Consider the following 18971-nt stretch of genomic DNA (forward strand, 5'->3'; position numbering starts at 1 on the left):
TTAACTATAAATATCCAGAAAAGTCTGGGGTATAGACTCTCTAGGTTGATCTCTCAACCTAGAAAGCACCTCTATTTAGAAAGTATATGTAGCTTTCACGTAATAGAAGCCACCGTTAATACCATATGGTGAAGTCTCGTAGTATTTACCACCCCAGTTGTTATTAGGGATGCCAGTACGGTCGAAGAAATCAAGCTTTTCTGCTTCTTGGTCGAATAAGTTTGTCGCACCAACTGACAAGCTAATTTCTTCAGTTAGGAAGTAAGTAACTTCTGCATCAATTGTTACTGCTGCATCAGCTGTTTTAGCTGTTGCATCGTAATCTACGTGAACGCCTTGGTATTCGCCATAGTAGTTAACACGTGTAAATGCAGAGAAGTTCTCCCACTGTTGTGCCCAGCTAAGCGTTGCACGGTGATTTGGTAAGTCATTTTCTAAACGGCTTACTTTAAATTCACCTGTAATTGGGCTCGACTTAGTTACTTCAGTGTCGTTCCAGTTATACGCTAAGCTGAATGTTGAACTACCACCTAATAATTCAGTTGAATAGTTTGCAACAGCGTCAACACCTTGTGTTGTTGTATCAAAGTCATTTGTGAAGAAGCTTACTTGCGCTAAGTTTTGTACGTTTGGTACACCAGCCGCTTCAAGCGTGTCTTTGTCTGCTTGGCTTAACTCAATTTTGTCTGATTGACTGATACGATCATCAACTTGGATGTTGTAGTAATCAATAGTGAAGAATAAGTCGCCAATTGTCCATACAGCACCAAAAGTGTAGCTTTGCGATTCTTCAGGTTGAAGTTCTGTACCACCTAATTGCACAGCAATTGGGTTTGTTGGTGGTAATAGTGCTGAGTCAACTAGTACACCACTGCTTAAGTTAGTTTGTACGTTACTTACGTTAGCTTGACCAACTGTAGGAGCACGGAAACCAGTACTGATTGAACCACGAATATTCAGGTCTTCAGTTAAGTGGTATTGAGCCGTTAACTTATAGTTAGTTGTTGAACCGAATGTATCGTAATCTTCATAACGTAGCGCTAAGCCCATTAGGAAGTCGTCAGTGAATGGTGCTTCAACATCAACGTACGCTGCATAGTTACGACGTGTATATTCGCCTGCATCAGATGGTTTGAAACCAGGGAAACCATTTGAACCGATACCAAAACCTTGCTCTGTTAGTGGGCCCGCAGTAAATGAAGCTACGTCGCCAGATACAACTGTAAACGTTTCTTCGTGCCATTCAAGACCACCAGCAACGTTAACGTCATACGCTAAACCAAAGTCAAAACCTTTTGATAAATCAGCGTTAAAGTTTTTCTCTAATTGTGAGTACTTACCAGGGCTAAAGTCACGCGGGCTGTCTGGGCCTAATGACGCATTGATTGTGTCATAAATGAAATAGCGTGATTCGTTGTAACCAACTGTACCGCTTAAGTCATAGTATGCACCCTCAAGGAAACCAGATGTGATTTCACCTTTAGTACCAATTGTTAGTGCAGTATCTGTGATGTTACCACCGAAGTTAGGTGTAAAACCACCCGGAAGCATTTCGTTAAACGCAAAACAATCTGGGTTGTTAGCAACTAGATCGATGTATCTTTGGTTATCTAAAACGTTATCATCAATCATGATATCGGTAGGACAGTTACCGCTCATATCGCCAGTTAAATCACCAACAAGTAGTGTTTCACCGCCATCATTTGAATAAACACCCGGACGAGTATGTGGGTTACGATAGTAGAAACCACCACGTACATCACGCTCAGAGTAGTTACCAAACATATAGAATTGCGCTGTGTTGCTTATATCTAAACCGATGTTACCGAAGATAGAGATATCGTCATCAACCTCAGGTGCACCCCAAACTTGCGCAAGAGGAGATACTTCTGGTACACCCGCTGCGTTAAGTGCAGCAGCATCTGGGCGTTGAACTGAACGGCTTGTCGCGTCAGCTGTTTTATATTGGAAGCTTAAGTTAGCAAAGCCGCTATCGGTAAATGGTAAGCCCACGTTACCTGAAATTTGCGTTGTATCGCCATCGCCTTCATAGTATTCGCCTTGACGAATTTCGAAAGAGCCACCTTCTGAGGCATCTTTTAATACAAAGTTCATTACACCGGCGATTGCATCAGAACCGTATTGAGCTGCTGCACCATCACGAAGTACTTCAACTTGCTTTAAGGCAATGCTTGGAATAACTGAGATATCGGCACCCTGAGCACCATCATTGATACCACCACCTAAGAAAGCGATTACTGATGCACGGTGACGGCGTTTACCGTTAACAAGCACAAGTGTACTGTCAGAAGGAAGACCACGTAAGTTTGCTGGACGAACAAGTGATGCAGCATCACTGATTGGGTTTTGGTGAACGTTAAAAGATGGTACAGAGCCTTTTAGTAGCTCAAGCATATCGGTGTTACCACCTTTGTCTAGCTCTTCACCACCGATGATATCGATTGGTACCGGTGAGTCACCGATTGAGCGAGGTGCAGAGCGGGTACCAACTACCGCAATCTTCTCTACATTTTTATTAACCTTTGTTTCTTCAGTTGCTTCTTCTGCCGCAATTACAGATCCAGATACAAACAGACCTGCAGTTGTTGTTGCTAAAGCAAATTTAATTGCTTGTTGCAGCGCGCTATTTTTGAATTTCATTCTGACTTCCCCAGTTAGAATAGTTATGATTAGGTCACCAACTCTAAATTGGTGTAAATAACTTATACAGACTGTGAAAATAATTTGCAAATTGTTAATTTAATGTTGTTTTGGTTGTGTTGGTTATTCTGGTATTCACTTTATTTGGATTATGTATATGAATTTTAAGGGGATAATTTATTCTTTGCGATTCATTTTTTTGTGAAAATTTATATAAAATATCTAAAAAAATTTTAAAAACAGAAAGTTTTGAGTGAAATGTAGGCAAAAAAGGAATTGGAACGGTCTATTTTGTTTGTTGCTTATCGTTCAGTAGTTGCCACTGTTGAAGCTTTTCTTTGTATTCATCCCACACGCATGGGCAACAGCTACCACCACCGCAACATTCATCAGAAGCGGGCTTTGTTGGTTTTTGCTCGTCCTTTAGTTGTTTTTGATTCATTTGAATTAATGAAAAATAATTAATAATAGAGTGCTAAGGATAAGTCAAAAACTAATATAAGTAAATTATGCTTTGTGAACTTCGTATGCTGTGTGAAAATACCTAAATGCGATTATACAAAGTTATTCATAGGGCTCCATTCAGAGTAGCCAAAATTACCAAAAAGCGTCAAACATTACGTTTTAAGCGCGCTATGGTAGCACTTAAAATCGCGCTTGCTCAAGAAAAGCAAGAAACCAAAGAAATGCTTCATATATATAGGCGGTACACTCAAGGCCTAGCTAGTAAAGAAGAGTTACATACTGCTAATGAACAATTCTTAGATATCTTGAAAGGCTTAGGTTTGGGTGTATTTGCTGTATTGCCATTTGCACCCATTACCATCCCCCTTGTTGTTAAGTTAGGGCAGTGGGTTGGTGTTGATGTATTACCAAGTTCATTCAATATTAATAAGTCACTTAAAGAGCTAGACCAACAAGTCGAAAAAGAAGAAAAAGAGAAGCAAAACAAACACTGATTTGGGTTTGGCAATCTGATTTTGCCTATACCTTTTGTACCAAGATATTGGTATGCTTAGTTATCTTTTCTTTATAACGAGTCGTTTAATGAGTGCATTAATTCGCCATTCTTCAACGGGTATTCCCCTTTCTTTTATTGCAAAAGCAAATCTTACCGATTGGTTAACTGAGCAACCACAATCACTTCAAAACTGGTTATCAAACTGTGATTTTAAAAATAAAGGCATTGCCCTTATTGCTGATAGTGAGTCGGGTTCATTGGAGCATGTTTATTGCTTAGTCAATGATCTTAATGACTTTTGGTTAGCAGGCGACCTATCTACGAAGCTTCCTGCAGGTTGCTATCAAATCCAGGGTGATGACACTTTCGTTGAGCAAGTTGCACTTGGTTTTGTGTTAGGTGGGTACGAGTTTAGTGAATATAAAGAAAAAGCTTCACCGCGAGCGCAGCTTGCTATTGCTGATGAGAGCCTAGTTAAGCGTTTAACTGAGCATGCCAGCGCAATTAATTTAGTGCGTGATTTAGTCAATACACCTGCTGCAGATATGATGCCACAACATTTATCACAAGTGATGGCTGATTTAGCTGACACCTTTGATGGTGAGTTCAGCGAATGGGTGGGTGATGAATTATTAGAGCAAAATTACCCAACGATTCACATGGTTGGTCGTGCTTCGGAAAACAAACCGCGTTTACTTGATTTACGTTGGGGTGCAAAAGATGCTCCGCAGATTACCTTAGTTGGTAAGGGTGTTTGCTTTGATTCTGGCGGTTTAGATTTAAAACCAAGTTCTGGCATGCGTAACATGAAAAAAGACATGGGCGGTGCCGCGCATGTTATTGGCCTTGCACAGTTAATTATGGCTGCCAACTTACCAATTCGCTTACGTGTATTGGTACCTGCGGTTGAAAATGCGGTTTCTAGAAATGCATTTAGACCAGGTGATGTGATCAAAACACGTAAAGGGATCACTGTTGAAATTGATAACACCGATGCCGAAGGCCGTTTAGTTCTGTGTGATGCACTTGCTGAAGCACAAAACGATAATCCAGATCTAATCGTAGACTTTGCAACCCTAACAGGCGCTTGTAGAGTAGCATTAGGTACTGAATTACCGGGCTTTTTCGCCAATAATCGTGATGTTGCGAACAAATTAATAGATGCAGGCGAAAGCTGTCATGACCCTGTTTGGCAACTTCCTTTATTTGATCAATACAAAGCATTATTAAAAAGTGATGTAGCAGATATCGCCAATTGTGCTTCAACGCCATTTGGTGGTGCAATCACTGCCGCGCTTTACTTAAAAGAGTTTATTGAACCAAGCACGCCTTGGGTTCACTTTGATGTGATGGCTTGGAACGTTCGTTCATTGCCGGGTCGTCCAGCAGGCGGTGAAGCATTGGGCATTCGTGCCGTGTTTAATTATCTACAAGATCGTTTTCAATAATTTAGAGTTGATATAGCTCTAACGGTAAATCATCGGGATCGGCAAAAAATGTAAATTGCTTCCCGGTGATTTCATCCACTCTTATTTCTTCTACGCTAATACCTTGTGTTTCTAAATAGTGTTTTGATTTTGCAATATCGGCAACTTTAAACGCTAAATGGCGAAGTCCTTGAGCTTCTGGGTAGCTTGGTCTTTGTGGCGCGCCAGGAAACGAAAACAACTCTAATTGGCTGCCATCAGGAAGCGCTAAATCTAATTTATACGAGTCACGTTCAGCGCGGTATAGTTCGTGAATAATCGGCAGTTTTAAAACTTCACTATAGAAGTGCTTTGACTTTTCATAGTTGCTACAGATGATTGCAGCGTGATGTATGCCTAATAACTCCATGGTCTAATCCTTTTATGTTATGCTCATAAAAAAACGCGGACTAAGCCGCGCTTTTCTATTAATGAGTGTAGGGTATTACTCTGCCGCTTTACATGCCGCAACAGCTGGTGCAACAAGTTCAAGACCTGTTTTATCACACTCAGGTAGAGCAGCATCAGATACCGCAATTGGTGTCACACGATCGCCCCATTTAATATAACTTGCAGCCCAAGTTAAACCAGCACCAAAGGCTGCTGACATAATGTTTGAGTTAGGCTTGATGAGGCCTTGCTCAACAGCTTCACAAATTGCAATTGCAATTGTCGCTGCAGACGTATTACCGTAATCGGCAATGTTCACCATGACTTTGTCGTCAGCTACTTTTAAGCGTTGCTGAATGGCTTGGATGATACGTAAATTAGCTTGGTGAGGAACTAATACATCAATATCATCAAGTTGCAATTGCGCTTGGTTTAGCACGTCATCACAGGCTTCACTCATGCCTTTAACTGCACGCTTAAATATCTCACGACCTTCAAATAATAAATTTGATGGACCAATTGGTTCATATTTATTTAAATCGCTACCAAAGTTCTCAATATGCAGGATATCGCGGTCTTCACTATCACAGCCTGTTTTAGTCGCAAGTAAGCCTGATGGCGTATCTGAGGCTTCTAACACAACGGCACCCGCACCATCACCAAACAGTACAGCACTGTCTCGACGTGACCAGTTGACATACCAAGTCATGCGCTCAGCAGCAATAACCACGGCCTTTTTAATCATACCGGCACGAATTTGTGCTGTGGCAGCTTGTAAAGCGTATAAAAAGCCTGAACATGCAGCGTTAGTATCCATTGCTGCAGCGCCAACAGCGCCAATGTTTTTTTGCACTAATGAAGCAGTATTTGCCACCATCGTTGATGGTGTACAGGTTGCTAATAACACTAAGTCTATGTCTTTGCCGTCAACGCCAGCACAAGCTAGAGCATGTTTTGCAGCAACAGTAGCAAGTTCAGCAGTAGAAACATGGCTGACACGGCGAGATTTAATGCCTGTACGTGTAGTGATCCATTCATCGTTGGTATCAACAATGTTACTTATTTCATCGTTGCTAATGCTAGCGGGTGGTATACATTTACCCCAGCCAGTAATTTGGGCATAAGACATAATGTGTTCTCTTTATGTGGTCAGACTTGTTAAAATTTTTCAAAGTTATACCAAAAATCACCTCTCAACACTAGCTTAACGCTTTACTGCGTCGCAAATAATGGCATTTGTTCGATATTTAAGTTAAACCTAGTATAAAAAAGAGGCGATTATGAAAAAAATAAACTTAAAAATAAGCACATTATCGGTACTGTCCTTATTATCTTCGTTTACGGTTAATGCACAAACCACCATTATTCACGCTGGAAAAATGCTGGTAGGCACAGAGCAAGATGTCAAAGAGCAGCAAACACTGGTTATTGACGATACCAAAATTACTGCAATTAAAGCAGGCTATTTAACAAAACAGCAGTTAAACCTTAGTAATGCAGATGTTATTGATTTAAAAAATCAGATGGTTTTACCAGGCCTGATTGATATGCATGTTCATGTTACCTTTGAGCGTGATGCAAAGCGTAACCCACACCAATGGGCAACTGAATACGAAGCAGATTATGCACTTCGTTCTCTAAAATATTTACAGCACACGGTCGATGCCGGTTTTACTTCTGTGCGCGACCTTGGTAGCAGCTATCAAGTTATCTTCCCATTAAAGCGAGCTGTTGAACGTGGCGACATTGTTGGTCCGCGTATTTTTGCTGCAGGAGACATGATCACACCGACCGGTGGACACGGTGACATGCATGGCTATCGTCGTGATATTACCAAAGCAACACAAGGCGGTGGCTTGGGTGTGTGTGATGGTGCTGATGATTGTACTCGTGCGGTACGCGATGTTATCAAAAGTGGTGCCGATGTGATTAAAATTACCGCGACAGGTGGTGTGTTAAGTAATACCGCAGCGGGTGTGAATCAACAATTTACTGATGAAGAGCTCAGTGCCATTGTTAACACTGCTCATCATTTAGGCCGCAAAGTGACCGCTCATGCTCATGGCACAGAAGGTATAAAAGCAGCACTTAGAGCAGGTGTTGATTCAATCGAACATGGCTCTTTTTTAGATAAAGACACGGTTAAGCTTTTCAAAAAGCAAGACGCGTATTTAGTTCCAACCTTACTCGCTGGCGCAACAGTAAAAGAAGAAGTGCAGAATAACCCAAATATGCCAAAAGCAATTGCTGATAAAGTCGAAGTTGTAGCGCCCAAGATGGAAGCATCGTTTAAGTTAGCGCTTAAAAATAACGTGAAAATTGCTTTTGGTACTGATTCAGGGGTGTCTAAGCATGGTGATAATGCCAAAGAATTTGAATTACTGGTTAAATACGGTATGACACCTAAAGAGGCAATTAAGTCCGCAACTGTTGAAGCTGCTAAACTATTAGGCCAAAGTGATAACCTAGGTGACTTGAGTGTTGGTAAACAAGCAGATATTATCAGCGTTAATATGAATGTGCTTGATAACATTAGTGAACTTAGACAAGTTAACTTTGTTATGAAGGGCGGTAAAGTGCTCAAACAGTAAGGGTTACTATGGGCGGCAAAATTAAAGAAACTTTATTTAATCATTTGATTGATGCCGAAAGGCAGTTGTTAGAGCCTGAGGTAAGACAATCTGCAGAAGCACTTGATGCTTTGCTAGATGATGACTTCATCGAAATTGCAGCAGATGGCACGTCTTTTAATAAGTTCCAAGTATTAACCCGTTTGCCGACTGAGGTGGTACCGCAGTTTTACAACCAACATTTTAAAGGCCGTATGCTTAGCGAGAACATAGCGCAATTGAGCTATCAGGCGGCCTTTAGACGTTCTGCTCGCTCAGAATTTAACTATTCAATTCGTATGTCATTGTGGCGTTTTAACGGTAAACAATGGCAAATGGTGTTTCATCAAGGCACGCCATGTGCTGTTTTTACAATTTCTATGGATGATGAATAATCATTAACACCTCTGCTATGCAAACTGATCCGGCTCTTAGCCGCTTACTGGTGTTAAGAAGTGCCGCAATTGCAGTGCAATTTATTGCTGTAATGGTTGTGTACTTCTTATTTGAACATCAAATTGCCTTACTGCCTTTACTATCCGTTATTCTAATTGAAGCTATTTTTCAGCTGTTGAGCATATTTGCTTATCGAAAAGTAACAAAAGCGAAACCTTCTGCTGTATTAATGCAGTTAACTGCTGATTTATTGTTTTTGACGATACTTTTGTCATTGAGTGGTGGGGCAACTAACGCGTTTGTGTCGTTATTGTTGTTACCAATTATGATAGCTGCGGTATCTGTTAATGCCAAAGGACTTGCCTATACCGCTGTGCTGGCAATTGCAGCTTATAGCTTTTTATTGATAAAGATGCCTGAACACACCATGCACCAAATGCAAATGACTCATCATTTTATTGGCATGTGGATTAATTTTGTTATCAGCGCCATTGTTATCGCATTTGTTATTGGCACATTAAATAGCACGTTAAGGGCCAGAGAAGCTACTATTGCAAAGGCCCGTGAACAGCAACTTAGGCATGAGCAGCTATTAACACTCGACGGTGCTGCCGCGCAAGTTACGCATCAATTAGCAACACCTCTTGCAAATTTGCAGCTTTTATTTGAAGAGTTGCAAGAACAACAAGCTGATGATCCCATTGTGCAAGAAATGGCTAAGCCATTGGCACAGTGTAAACAGCAACTTGAACATTTTAGGGCACTATCAAATGCCTTAAGAACCGGTGAAACACAAAAGGTGATCAGCGCTCAAACATTACAGCATACAATTGAAGATGCCATGACATTGCATTTTCCTGAGCAAAGCTTACTGTGGCTCAATGATGCGCCACAGTGCTCCATTTTGAGTGATGCTATGTTATTACCAGCAATTTTGAACTTGTTACAAAATGCAGTTTTAGCGAATATAAAAAACCAACAAAATACCATAGAAGCTAACTGGCAAATAGATAACCAACAACTGTCGCTTTCTTTAAGAGATTTTGGGCCAGGTTTTAGTGAGCAACAAATGTCCGCACTAGGAGGGCAGTTAATGCCTAGCAAAAGCGGTATGGGTATGGCAGTACTGCTATCAAATGTAACTTTAGAGCGTTTAGATGGTTCATTAACGCTATGTAATCACCAACAGCTGGGTGCAATTGCCACCGTAAGTCTTAAGATCGTATGAAACTGTTAATAATCGAAGATGATGTAAACCTTGCCACCACACTGGCAAGGCGTTTTACAAAACATGGCTTTGCATGTGAGCTTGCCCATAATAAAGAGCAAGCAATGCAAAAACTAAACGCTGTTGATGCGAGCCACTATTTGGTTGATCTAAAACTTGGTGACGACAATGGCTTAACCTTAATTAAACCGATAAGAACACAGTTTCCAACTGCTCGCATTGTGCTATTAACCGGTTTTGCTAGTATCGCTAGTGCTGTTGAAGCAATTCGTTTAGGTGCTAACGACTACCTACCAAAACCTGTTGATTTTAATTCATTATTAAAAACATTATTGGGTGACGCTGAAGCAAACCCATCATTAGAAGATACAAAGCCGAGCCAAGTTATGTCACCAGAGCGATTAGAATGGGAGCATATTCAACATGTACTCCATAGTAATAATGGCAATATTTCCGAAACAGCACGACAACTCAATATGCACAGGCGAACTTTGCAGCGAAAATTACAAAAAAAACCAGTTCAACAATAAATAAGCTGTTTCCTTGGTGGGAACGCGTGTTAAGTGACATCCTAAAGTATTATTTTGATATAGACAGGTATAAATCTAAGTCTTTTTGGTTTGCTGCATCGCAGATCCTTAACTACAGTCAAATTAGTACTGTTCGTTGTATGAGTTTGCAATATGCATTTTTCAGAACTTAATTTTTTTGCTATTTTTTTTGCTGGCCTTGCCTCATTTCTTCTAGGCGCGCTGTGGTACTCACCTTGGCTATTTAAGCGAATTTGGATGGAAAGCTGTGGTTTAACAGAGCTTGATTTACAAAGTATCAATCCAATTAAAGTCTTTGGTGGTAGTTTTATTTTATGCTGCATAATCGCCTTTAGTTTATCCTTATTCATTGGCTCGCACGTCAATGTAGGAGTGGCAGTAGGTACTGGCTTTATTATTGGTTTATGTTGGGTTAGCTGTGCCTTGGGGATTGGTTATATTTTTGAGCAGCGTCCATTAAAGCTTTTTTTGGTGAATGCAAGTTACTCTATATTACAGTTTTCTCTTATTGGCCTTGTTTTGGGACTGTGGTCTTAACATGGTAGGATCAGCCTTTTAGAAGTAAAATCGGGTAGTTAATGGCTAAACCAAATAAAAAAGGTCCAACTAAAACAGTCGATATTTTTTGCTCACAATGTAAAAGCCAATTATTTAAATATCGCAAAGGTGGAAAAGGGGCCTTGGTTAAATGCTTTGTTGAGCGTATTAGCCAAGACTTTACCAATGAAACAGGTATTTGCCCTGACTGCCAACGTCAATTTGCCCGCGAGACCATGATCCGTGGCGCACCTGCTCTAAAAATCATCGGTGGTAAGGTAACGCATAAGTAGATTAGTATTTGCCACATTTTTGATGTTTAATTTAAAGGAAATTATTCACGGATGAAGAAGGTATTTTTATTTTTTGCACTTATTTTTATTAGTGCCTGTAGTGATCAAATAGAAAATAAAGAATACTGCATATCGCGGATTGAGTTTATTTGGCTAGCTGAAAGTAACAGAGATAAAAACCGAGTCATTGTAATTTTCATGAATGCATTCGTAACAGAATATACTGAAATTTACGGTCATTCTACTCCTCCTCCTAGTTCTGCAGTGCAGGGAGAAAATTCAGAATTTATTTATTTACAATATACAGATTTCTGTGAGGATAAGTACCGAATTACAAAGCACTTAACAGATAAGATCGCTGCTACCTATCCGAACCTACCGGAATTACTTGTCAGCAATCAAAAATTTAAGCCGAGTATTAATACTATTGCTGTGGATGGGCCTTACTGGAAACATAATCAAGAAGGAAAAGATTAATTTGGTTAAACATGCATTTGCTGCTTTGTTTATGATTTTTGGCGTTTTGCCCATTTTGACTTCATGTGGAGAGGTAGCTACTCATACAAAAATAAACATCAATGAATATGTGTTCGTAAGAGCAATAAACCCGAGCGATAACCTATACAAATATGGCGCATTTAGACTTGAACCTTTAGAAAATGAAGCTAATGTCGTCCAATTTGATTGGATTACTGTCGAGTCCCCAAACAGCAAACTGAAAATAGAAAGTGACACTACTCATTTAGGCAAATCATCCTTTTATGTGGCAGATGGTCTAAAGTTTGATGTTTTTTACCTTTCTTTGTCTATTGCTGATCAAGCCTCTTGGTGGGTAAATGAAGTGCCTGCGGAGTTTAAAACCATGTATACCACTGAATTTTGTCAATCATCTTTGACAAAGTTAGAGCAGCTTAACCATGAAGATCTGAGTATTTGCTTTGAGTAAATATTAACTGTAATTAAAATACGGACATTTATCCTCGTTTATCCCTCATGCTCTGATAATATTGACCGGTTTGCTGTTTCAATGAATGAAAACAACCCTCCCCAGGGATTGGGCCAGTTGTATGGGTATAAACACATGAACAAAATGGATTCACGCACGTGATAGCACTTTTATTTGATATTATTGGCATGACAGGCACATTCTTAGTGGTTGGTGCTTTCTTTTTATTACAATTGAATAAAGCATCGCCAACCGGCCTTGTGTATAACATGATGAACTTAACAGGGGCAATTCTGTTACTGATTAGTCTTTGTTATAACTTTAACCTTGCTAGTTTTGTTATCGAAATTTTCTGGATAGCAGCGTCACTTATTGGTTTATATAAGTACATCAAAGCAAAGCGGACAGGTAATATTGAAACAGCTTAATTAAGCTTCATATTAAAACCCATTTTTAGTTTAAAATGGGTTTTTTTGTATCTACTTTCGAGAACTCTTCAACTAAAATTATAAAAACATTGCAAGCTTGCCAATCTTTTGTATTAATAGTGTAAACAATGTGTTGCTTTTGCAGCATGGGCTATTAGTACAGGTATCTCGCAGCGTGAAGCTATTAAGATGTTCAGCACTTTTTTCAATTGTAGTTGCTTCAACCATCTCTTCGGTTGCTCATTCAGCTGAAGAACAAGACTTATTTTCTTTAAGTTTTGAGGACTTGCTTGAGGTACATGTTGATCTGGCAACTAAAACTACTGAGACCTTGTCGTCAGTTCCTTCTACTATGACGGTGTTTAACCGCAAGCAAATTCAAGCACTTGGTATCGATAATGCGTATGAGATAATGAACTTCGTACCAGGTATGCAATCAACTCGTGGAGACTGGGTTGGCGCCGTGCCTAAAGACCATGCACGAGGCGTTTATCTTGATAGCGGTAATGTATTAGTGATGATCAATGGTGAGCGAGTTAATGAGTCATCATTTGGCAAAGCCTCTGTTTACATGCCTTATATTCCTATTGAAGTCATCGAAAAAATAGAGTTTATCCGCGGTCCAGGCTCAGCGATTTATGGTAGTAATGCGTTTTTAGGGGTGATGAATATTGTTACCTCTAAAGAGCGAAATGCTATGCAACTCGTGGTTGGCAATAATGGTCGCTATGGGGCAACAGGGCAGTTTAACCGCACTGTTAATGACAGTACCGCTGTATATGCGACATTTTCTTATGATCAAAAAGACGGTGAAAGCTATCCGCAAGGGGTTAAAGATCCACTTGAAGCAATTTATCTCGAAGCGGGTGTCAATTACAAAAAGCTCAAACTAAGTGCTCGTTACAACAAAACAGAACTCGATGAGTTTTTAAACCTTGCTGGCTACTCAAAGCAAAACCAACATACTAGTGATAACACCTTTGTTGGTATTAAATATAACTGGGTTAATAACGATAAGCTAAAGCTTGACTCAAGTTATTCATACACTGAGCATAATATTTCTAGCGCAGGTTTAATCGTTGCATTTGATGATATGCCTGACTTTTTAGTTGGCCCAGCTTGGCAAACTACAGATAGTAAGTTTGAAACTGAGTTGAGTTATCAATTTAATAATCAATGGCAGCTTGCTGCAGGAGTAGAGTACTCAGAGGCTAAACAAGTTGAAGCTGGAGTTCGCACCAGTTATTACGACGACCAATCAGGTCTGATAATTATAGAACCTAGCTATTATCAGCAAGGTATTGTTACTGTTATGGATTTTCCTGAGTTTGCGGCCCTCAAATACACCTTTGAAACATATAGTGCGTATGGGCAACTAAAAATCCCTTACACAAAAGCATTTACTTTATATGTTGGAGCACGCTATGACGATGTGAACAACATCGACAGCAAACTTTCGCCTCGTCTTGCTGGTGTATATGTCATAAACCCAGAGCATACCGTTAAGTTACAATATGGCGAGTCATTCAGAACACCTGTTACTAACGAGCTTTTTTCAAATGATGATGTCACAGTAGGCAACCCGGCACTTCGCTCTGAGTCAGTAAAAACCACTGAGCTGGTTTGGCATTTTCAAACATCTGAGTTACAAGCTAATGCAGTGCTTTTTTATAATGAATTAAACGACTTTATAAACATTGAACCTACACAATCTAATGATGCCTTATTTACCTTTGCAAACTCCTTTAATAGCCAAAACAGCGGTATTGAACTTGATGGTACTTGGCAATCAAATAAAGAGTTCTCTGTAACAGGCACCTATACTCAATACTTTGAAGACCCAATTAATGCAAGTTTCAAGCGGTTTGCAAGTTTAGTAACTAGTTATAACTTATCTGACAGTTGGCAACTAAGTTTAAATGTATTGTGGCGAGACAAAGTTGAGGTGAGCTCGGTGAGTGGTGCCTATTTTAAACAGTCAGCCTACACCTTGCTAGGCGGTAGCTTAAAGTGGCAGCTAAATGCCAAAAGCCAGCTAATGCTTAAGGCAGAAAACCTGTTAGGCAAACAATATAACGTGTTTGATCCACGCATGGACAATGGCGCAGTTGCTGGTACAACTGAAGATTTATCGTTACACTACCAGTTCAATTTCTAGTTGCGCTTATCTCAAAGGTTTGAATGTCGTCATTAAGTAAAAAGTTAGTTTTTGCAGGTACAATGCTTTTATTGTTGCTTGTGTTAGTTTTTTACCTTGGACGTGCTCACGATTATCAACAAGCAGAGCAACAAAGTCGTGTTCAAGCTACTCAGTTAAGTCATTATTTTTCAAGCGAGTTAGCCCGCTTTAAAACTATTCCTACCTTAGTTAGCGCCAATGATTTGGTTAAATCATTTTTGGTTAATAAAGGTACTGGCGAACAGGCTGTTAACTATTACCTCGAAGATATTCAACGAGCCAGCGGTGCATCTGATGTTTATTTAATGGATTTAACAGGCTCGGTCGTGGCAAGTAGTAACTGGCAAGTTGATTACACCTTTTTGGGCAGTAATTTTGCATTTCGGCCATATTTTTATTTAGCCAAGCAAGGTGAAAAAGTTGCTTATTTTGCTTTAGGTATGCGCTCAAGTGAGCGGGGCATTTACTTTTCAGAGCCCGTTATAGAGAAGGGCAAAGTGATTGCCGTTGTCACGTTAAAAGTGAATGCTAAAAAGTTTGAACAAGACCGCCAGCTTCTTAATGCATCAGACAGCACCCATTTTTATATCGCGCTAGAAGATAGCGTGATTGTGATGTCGGATGTCGCCGATTGGCGTTTAAAGTCACTTAATACACTAAGTGATCAACAAATGGCCGCTTTGGTTAAGTCACGCCGATACTTATCACATAAACCAAGTTTGCTCATGTACACCAACAAGCCATTAAGTGAAAAAACCGCTCAGCAAAGTATTCAACTTGATGGCAAAGAAGCGCGCTTTATCAGTGCCACAGAAACAATAGACATTATAAACGCCAAAGCCAGTGTGCTGGTGGATGTAACTAATGTGGAGCTTGCGCAAATACCTCGACTGCTTTGGTTTAGTGTGTTTTATGCTATTGCTGTTGTGCTTATTCATATGGCGATGGTGCGCTTTGCGGGCTACAAAAAGCTCTTGTTTTCAAGACATAGCCTTGAGCAAGAAGTAATTGAACGAACCCAAGCGCTCGAAAAAGCGCAAAAAGCACTGATCCAAACAGCCAAGCTTGCAACGATAGGTCAATTAAGTGCGGGCATTAACCATGAAATCAATCAGCCCTTAAGTGCCATGAACACTTATTTAGTAAGTGCAAAGAGGCTGCTTATTAAAGGCAATATTGAGCAAGCCAGCGAAAATTTAGTGCTGGTGCAATCCCTAATAGAGCGTGTTCACAAAATTGTCGCTCAGCTTAAGCATTTTAGTAAACCCGCACAAACCCAACTTAGGCAGCAAAGCTTAGCGAGCATGTTAAAAAATGCGTTAATGATCGCCAGCGCCCAGTTAAAGCAAGACGATATCGAGGTAAAAGCTGCTGATATTGACGCACACATAACCGTGTGGGTTGACAGCGTTAAGTTTGAACAAGTATTGGTAAATGTGATCACTAATGCCAGCCAAGCAATGAGTGAATCTGAAAAACGCGAATTGAGTTTTGAGCTCGAACTTTTCGATGACCGCGTAAAACTCTCTATTCTTGATACGGGCCCGGGTATTGATCAACACGCGTTAGGTAACATCTTTGAGCCATTTTACAGTACTAAAACCAGCAATGGCTTGGGTTTGGGCTTATCGATTTCACGGCAAATTATCGACTCATTTAACGGTCGATTATCTGCGCACAACCGCCCTGAAGGCGGCGCACAATTTATAATAACCTTACAAACAAATAAGGAACCATCATGAGTGTAGTTGCAGCGACCTGTAATCAGGTAATCGTTATTGATGACGAAGCGGTGATCCGCGATTCATTAAAGCAACTCCTTGAGATTGAAGGTTATCAAGTTCAGTGTTTTAGTGAGCCAACGGCGGCGCTTTCAAAATTGAGTCGTCGTTTTGAGGGGATTGTATTAAGCGACATAAACATGCCAAAAATGGATGGCTTGGCATTTTTAGAACAAGTTAAAGCCTTCGATAGCGAGTTACCGGTTATTTTTCTTACCGGCTTTGCTGATGTATCTGTTGCCGTGAAAGCTATGCAGCTTGGCGCTTATGATTTATTTGAAAAGCCTCTAACAGAGCAGTTGTTAGATTGTATCGCTCGCGCTTCAGAAAAGCGTGCTCTAGTGATGGAAAACCGCGCGTTAAAAATAGCAGTAGAGAAAACCTCTGCGCCCGGTGTGCGTATTTTAGGTGAAACAGAGCAAATGCAACAAATGATGCATTTACTCAATGCGGTAATTGACACTCCCGCCGATGTTTTAATAGAAGGTGAAACAGGCACAGGCAAAGAGTTAGTTGCCCGTTACTTGCATGATCAAAGTAATCGTTCTGGGGCTAATTTTGTTGCCATAAACTGCGGCGCTATCCCTGAGCAACTCATTGAGAGTGAACTTTTTGGTGCAGCCAGTGGCGCGTACACTGGTGCAACGCAATCTCGCCAAGGTAAGTTTGAATTTGCTAAAGGCGGCACTGTGTTTTTAGATGAAATAGAGTCAACACCTGCAAGCTTACAAGTCAAGTTATTGAGGGTGCTTGAAGAGCGAAAAGTAACGCCTGTAGGTGATAACCACGCCATTGATTTAGACGTGCGCATAGTTGCGGCCACAAAAGTAGACTTAATGACACTGGTCGAAGCAGGGGAGTTTAGAGCCGATCTCTATTACCGCCTAAATTTAGTAAAAGTGAGTATTCCGGCATTGCGCGACAGAAAAGCCGATATTCCATTACTTTTTAAACATTTTAGCTCAATAGCGGCTACACGTTTTCATAAACCACCGGCACCGTTGAGTAGTGAGGCAAAACAACGACTACTTGCTTATGATTGGCCTGGCAATGTGCGAGAGCTTAGAAATCAAGCCGAGCGTGCTGTATTGCTGGGCTCTGATCTAGCCTTTGCCTCATACAGCGATTCAAATAATGAGAACGAACTTGCTCAGGACTTAAGCCTAGCCGAAAAAATTAGCTTTTATGAACAATCACTCATCGAAGAAGCCCTTGAGCGTAACAACGGTAGCATCAAAGACACCATGGTCACCTTACAAATTGCACGTAAAACTCTCTACGACAAGATGACCAAATACGGTATTAATCGCGAAATGTTCAAAGACTAAACAACCCTCTCAGATTAAACTCTTCACAATGGGTGGAACTGGTGACAGCATGTTTTTAAAAATGTGTGGATATCCACCCATAAAAGCCAGTCTTATATAGATAAATAAGTCTAACGTATTGTTATTTATTAGTTTTTATAAAATTAACTAAGTTGGCAACCAACTTGCCTTACTTGTTAGGAACAACAATTTGAACCTAATAAGGGGCGCATAATGACAACAATATTCACTCATACAAAAACACGCGTAGCAGCGGCTGTAATTTTAGCGAGCACAACAGGCTCAGCAATGGCAGCAGAGTACGCTGTATACGGTAAAGCAGAAGTTCAAATAGCAAACACAGATACCGGCGTTATGCGCTATGCTGACGAAGGTACACAAATTGAGGCACCTTTTTCGCGAATTGGTATTAAAGGCAGCCACAAACTAACAGAATCGCTTAAAGCGGTATTTAAATATGAAGTACAAGTAAAAGGCTTTGAGCACGATGACACAAACGAGCCATTTTCAGCGCGTAATACTTATTTAGGGCTTGCTGGAGATTTTGGTGAGGTCGTTGTGGGTCGTAACGACACTCGTTTTAAATACTCTGAAGGTAAACTAGACGGCTTTAATGAAACACAAGCAGATATCGCTCAGCTGATCCCAGGTCAAGACCGTATCGGCGATACCATTACCTATAGCTCAAAAACATACGGTGGCGCATCACTTGCGCTGACTTATGCACCAAAAGATGACAGCAGCAACGATGAAGATGGTTTTGCGGCAACGGTTATTTATGGTGACCGTGCATTAAAATCAAAAGACTACTATGTTGCTATTAGCCATGTCGATGCACTTAACAAATTGACGGCAAGCCGTGTGGTTGCAGCATGGAAACTTGAAAACCTCCAGCTTGCGGGTTTGTTCCAGCGCAGCGAGTCAACAGATGGCACGAAAGAAGGCAATGGCTATGTACTCAGTGCAAGCTATGCAATTGATAAATGGGTACCTAAACTGCAATACGTTAAAGATGACTCAAAAATTCGCCATGCTGAAGAAGGTAAACAATGGACAGCGGGTGTTGACTATAATTTTGATAAACAAACCACAGCATACTTATTCTATACTGATTTAGATTTAGAACTTGAATCAGACAACAGCGTTGCAATTGGTCTTAAATACAAGTTCTAAGGAGTCGGTATGTCATTAGTAAATCAAACAAAAGATGGCTCACA

19 protein-coding genes are annotated in these 18971 nt (G+C 40.4%); 15 read left to right on the top strand and 4 right to left on the bottom strand.

Translation table 11 applies throughout. The features are described from left to right. Positions 1 to 75: 75 nt before the first annotated feature. Both ACSFVZ_RS05460 and ACSFVZ_RS05465 read right to left on the bottom strand, forming a co-directional pair. Entirely contained in the window at positions 76 to 2661 is a 2586-nt protein-coding gene (locus ACSFVZ_RS05460) for a TonB-dependent receptor plug domain-containing protein (protein ID WP_435558301.1), read from the bottom strand. Positions 2662 to 2947: 286 nt separating this feature from the next. Beyond that, positions 2948 to 3103 (bottom strand): oxidoreductase-like domain-containing protein, encoded by a 156-nt coding sequence (locus ACSFVZ_RS05465; RefSeq protein WP_138558283.1) that lies wholly within the window; start codon positions 3101 to 3103, stop codon positions 2948 to 2950. Positions 3104 to 3209: 106 nt separating this feature from the next. On the opposite strand from ACSFVZ_RS05465, the gene ACSFVZ_RS05470 reads away from it, so the two are divergent. Both ACSFVZ_RS05470 and ACSFVZ_RS05475 read left to right on the top strand, forming a co-directional pair. Further along, positions 3210 to 3620 carry a hypothetical protein gene (locus tag ACSFVZ_RS05470; RefSeq protein ID WP_135926511.1) on the top strand — a complete coding sequence of 137 codons (411 nt, stop codon included), beginning with the start codon at positions 3210 to 3212 and terminating at the stop codon, positions 3618 to 3620. A gap of 88 nt (positions 3621 to 3708) precedes the next feature. Continuing rightward, a complete protein-coding gene (locus tag ACSFVZ_RS05475; RefSeq protein WP_135926512.1) occupies positions 3709 to 5070 on the top strand; it encodes a leucyl aminopeptidase family protein in 1362 nt (453 codons plus the stop codon). A 1-nt stretch (position 5071) separates the two neighbouring features. Here ACSFVZ_RS05475 and gloA2 read toward each other — a convergent pair whose 3' ends face one another. Then, the gene (gene gloA2 / locus ACSFVZ_RS05480; RefSeq protein ID WP_135926513.1) at positions 5072 to 5458 is read right to left on the bottom strand and encodes an SMU1112c/YaeR family gloxylase I-like metalloprotein; all 387 of its coding nucleotides are present in this window, start codon (positions 5456 to 5458) and stop codon (positions 5072 to 5074) included. A 75-nt stretch (positions 5459 to 5533) separates the two neighbouring features. Then, positions 5534 to 6607: a ketoacyl-ACP synthase III gene (locus ACSFVZ_RS05485; protein ID WP_138558284.1), complete on the bottom strand. Its 1074-nt coding sequence runs from the start codon at positions 6605 to 6607 to the stop codon at positions 5534 to 5536. A gap of 151 nt (positions 6608 to 6758) precedes the next feature. Here ACSFVZ_RS05485 and ACSFVZ_RS05490 point away from each other — a divergent pair, with 151 nt between their 5' ends. The 13 genes from ACSFVZ_RS05490 to ACSFVZ_RS05550 all read left to right on the top strand — a co-directional run bounded on the left by ACSFVZ_RS05490 (position 6759) and on the right by ACSFVZ_RS05550 (position 18927). Next, entirely contained in the window at positions 6759 to 8069 is a 1311-nt protein-coding gene (locus tag ACSFVZ_RS05490; RefSeq protein ID WP_435558302.1) for a metal-dependent hydrolase family protein, read from the top strand. Between the two features lie 8 nt (positions 8070 to 8077). Then, positions 8078 to 8482, top strand: coding sequence for a nuclear transport factor 2 family protein (locus ACSFVZ_RS05495; RefSeq protein WP_295511941.1), 405 nt, complete (start codon positions 8078 to 8080; stop codon positions 8480 to 8482). A 17-nt stretch (positions 8483 to 8499) separates the two neighbouring features. After that, on the top strand, positions 8500 to 9711 hold the full coding sequence (locus tag ACSFVZ_RS05500; protein WP_435558303.1) for an ATP-binding protein: 1212 nt from the start codon (positions 8500 to 8502) through the stop codon (positions 9709 to 9711). Further along, positions 9708 to 10241 carry a response regulator transcription factor gene (locus ACSFVZ_RS05505; RefSeq protein WP_138558287.1) on the top strand — a complete coding sequence of 178 codons (534 nt, stop codon included), beginning with the start codon at positions 9708 to 9710 and terminating at the stop codon, positions 10239 to 10241. Before ACSFVZ_RS05500 ends, ACSFVZ_RS05505 begins: the two co-directional genes overlap by 4 nt. A gap of 153 nt (positions 10242 to 10394) precedes the next feature. After that, positions 10395 to 10799: a DUF1761 domain-containing protein gene (locus tag ACSFVZ_RS05510; protein ID WP_135926519.1), complete on the top strand. Its 405-nt coding sequence runs from the start codon at positions 10395 to 10397 to the stop codon at positions 10797 to 10799. A 41-nt stretch (positions 10800 to 10840) separates the two neighbouring features. After that, the gene (locus tag ACSFVZ_RS05515; RefSeq protein ID WP_055021979.1) at positions 10841 to 11092 is read left to right on the top strand and encodes a hypothetical protein; all 252 of its coding nucleotides are present in this window, start codon (positions 10841 to 10843) and stop codon (positions 11090 to 11092) included. Between the two features lie 51 nt (positions 11093 to 11143). After that, entirely contained in the window at positions 11144 to 11569 is a 426-nt protein-coding gene (locus ACSFVZ_RS05520) for a hypothetical protein (protein ID WP_295511936.1), read from the top strand. Between the two features lies 1 nt (position 11570). After that, positions 11571 to 12038, top strand: coding sequence for a hypothetical protein (locus ACSFVZ_RS05525; RefSeq protein ID WP_295511934.1), 468 nt, complete (start codon positions 11571 to 11573; stop codon positions 12036 to 12038). A gap of 158 nt (positions 12039 to 12196) precedes the next feature. Further along, the gene (locus tag ACSFVZ_RS05530) at positions 12197 to 12466 is read left to right on the top strand and encodes a CBU_0592 family membrane protein (protein ID WP_135926521.1); all 270 of its coding nucleotides are present in this window, start codon (positions 12197 to 12199) and stop codon (positions 12464 to 12466) included. Between the two features lie 175 nt (positions 12467 to 12641). Next, positions 12642 to 14624 (top strand): TonB-dependent receptor plug domain-containing protein, encoded by a 1983-nt coding sequence (locus ACSFVZ_RS05535; RefSeq protein ID WP_435558305.1) that lies wholly within the window; start codon positions 12642 to 12644, stop codon positions 14622 to 14624. A 23-nt stretch (positions 14625 to 14647) separates the two neighbouring features. Further along, complete coding sequence (locus tag ACSFVZ_RS05540) at positions 14648 to 16387, top strand: sensor histidine kinase (protein WP_435558306.1); 1740 nt, start codon at positions 14648 to 14650, stop codon at positions 16385 to 16387. Continuing rightward, complete coding sequence (locus ACSFVZ_RS05545; RefSeq protein ID WP_135926524.1) at positions 16384 to 17754, top strand: sigma-54-dependent transcriptional regulator; 1371 nt, start codon at positions 16384 to 16386, stop codon at positions 17752 to 17754. The genes ACSFVZ_RS05540 and ACSFVZ_RS05545 overlap by 4 nt, the downstream gene beginning before the upstream one ends. A gap of 213 nt (positions 17755 to 17967) precedes the next feature. Further along, positions 17968 to 18927 carry a porin gene (locus tag ACSFVZ_RS05550; RefSeq protein WP_435558307.1) on the top strand — a complete coding sequence of 320 codons (960 nt, stop codon included), beginning with the start codon at positions 17968 to 17970 and terminating at the stop codon, positions 18925 to 18927. The last annotated feature ends 44 nt before the right edge of the window (positions 18928 to 18971 follow it).

Source organism: Pseudoalteromonas nanhaiensis, assembly GCF_051235485.1.
Taxonomy (GTDB): domain Bacteria; phylum Pseudomonadota; class Gammaproteobacteria; order Enterobacterales; family Alteromonadaceae; genus Pseudoalteromonas; species Pseudoalteromonas lipolytica_C.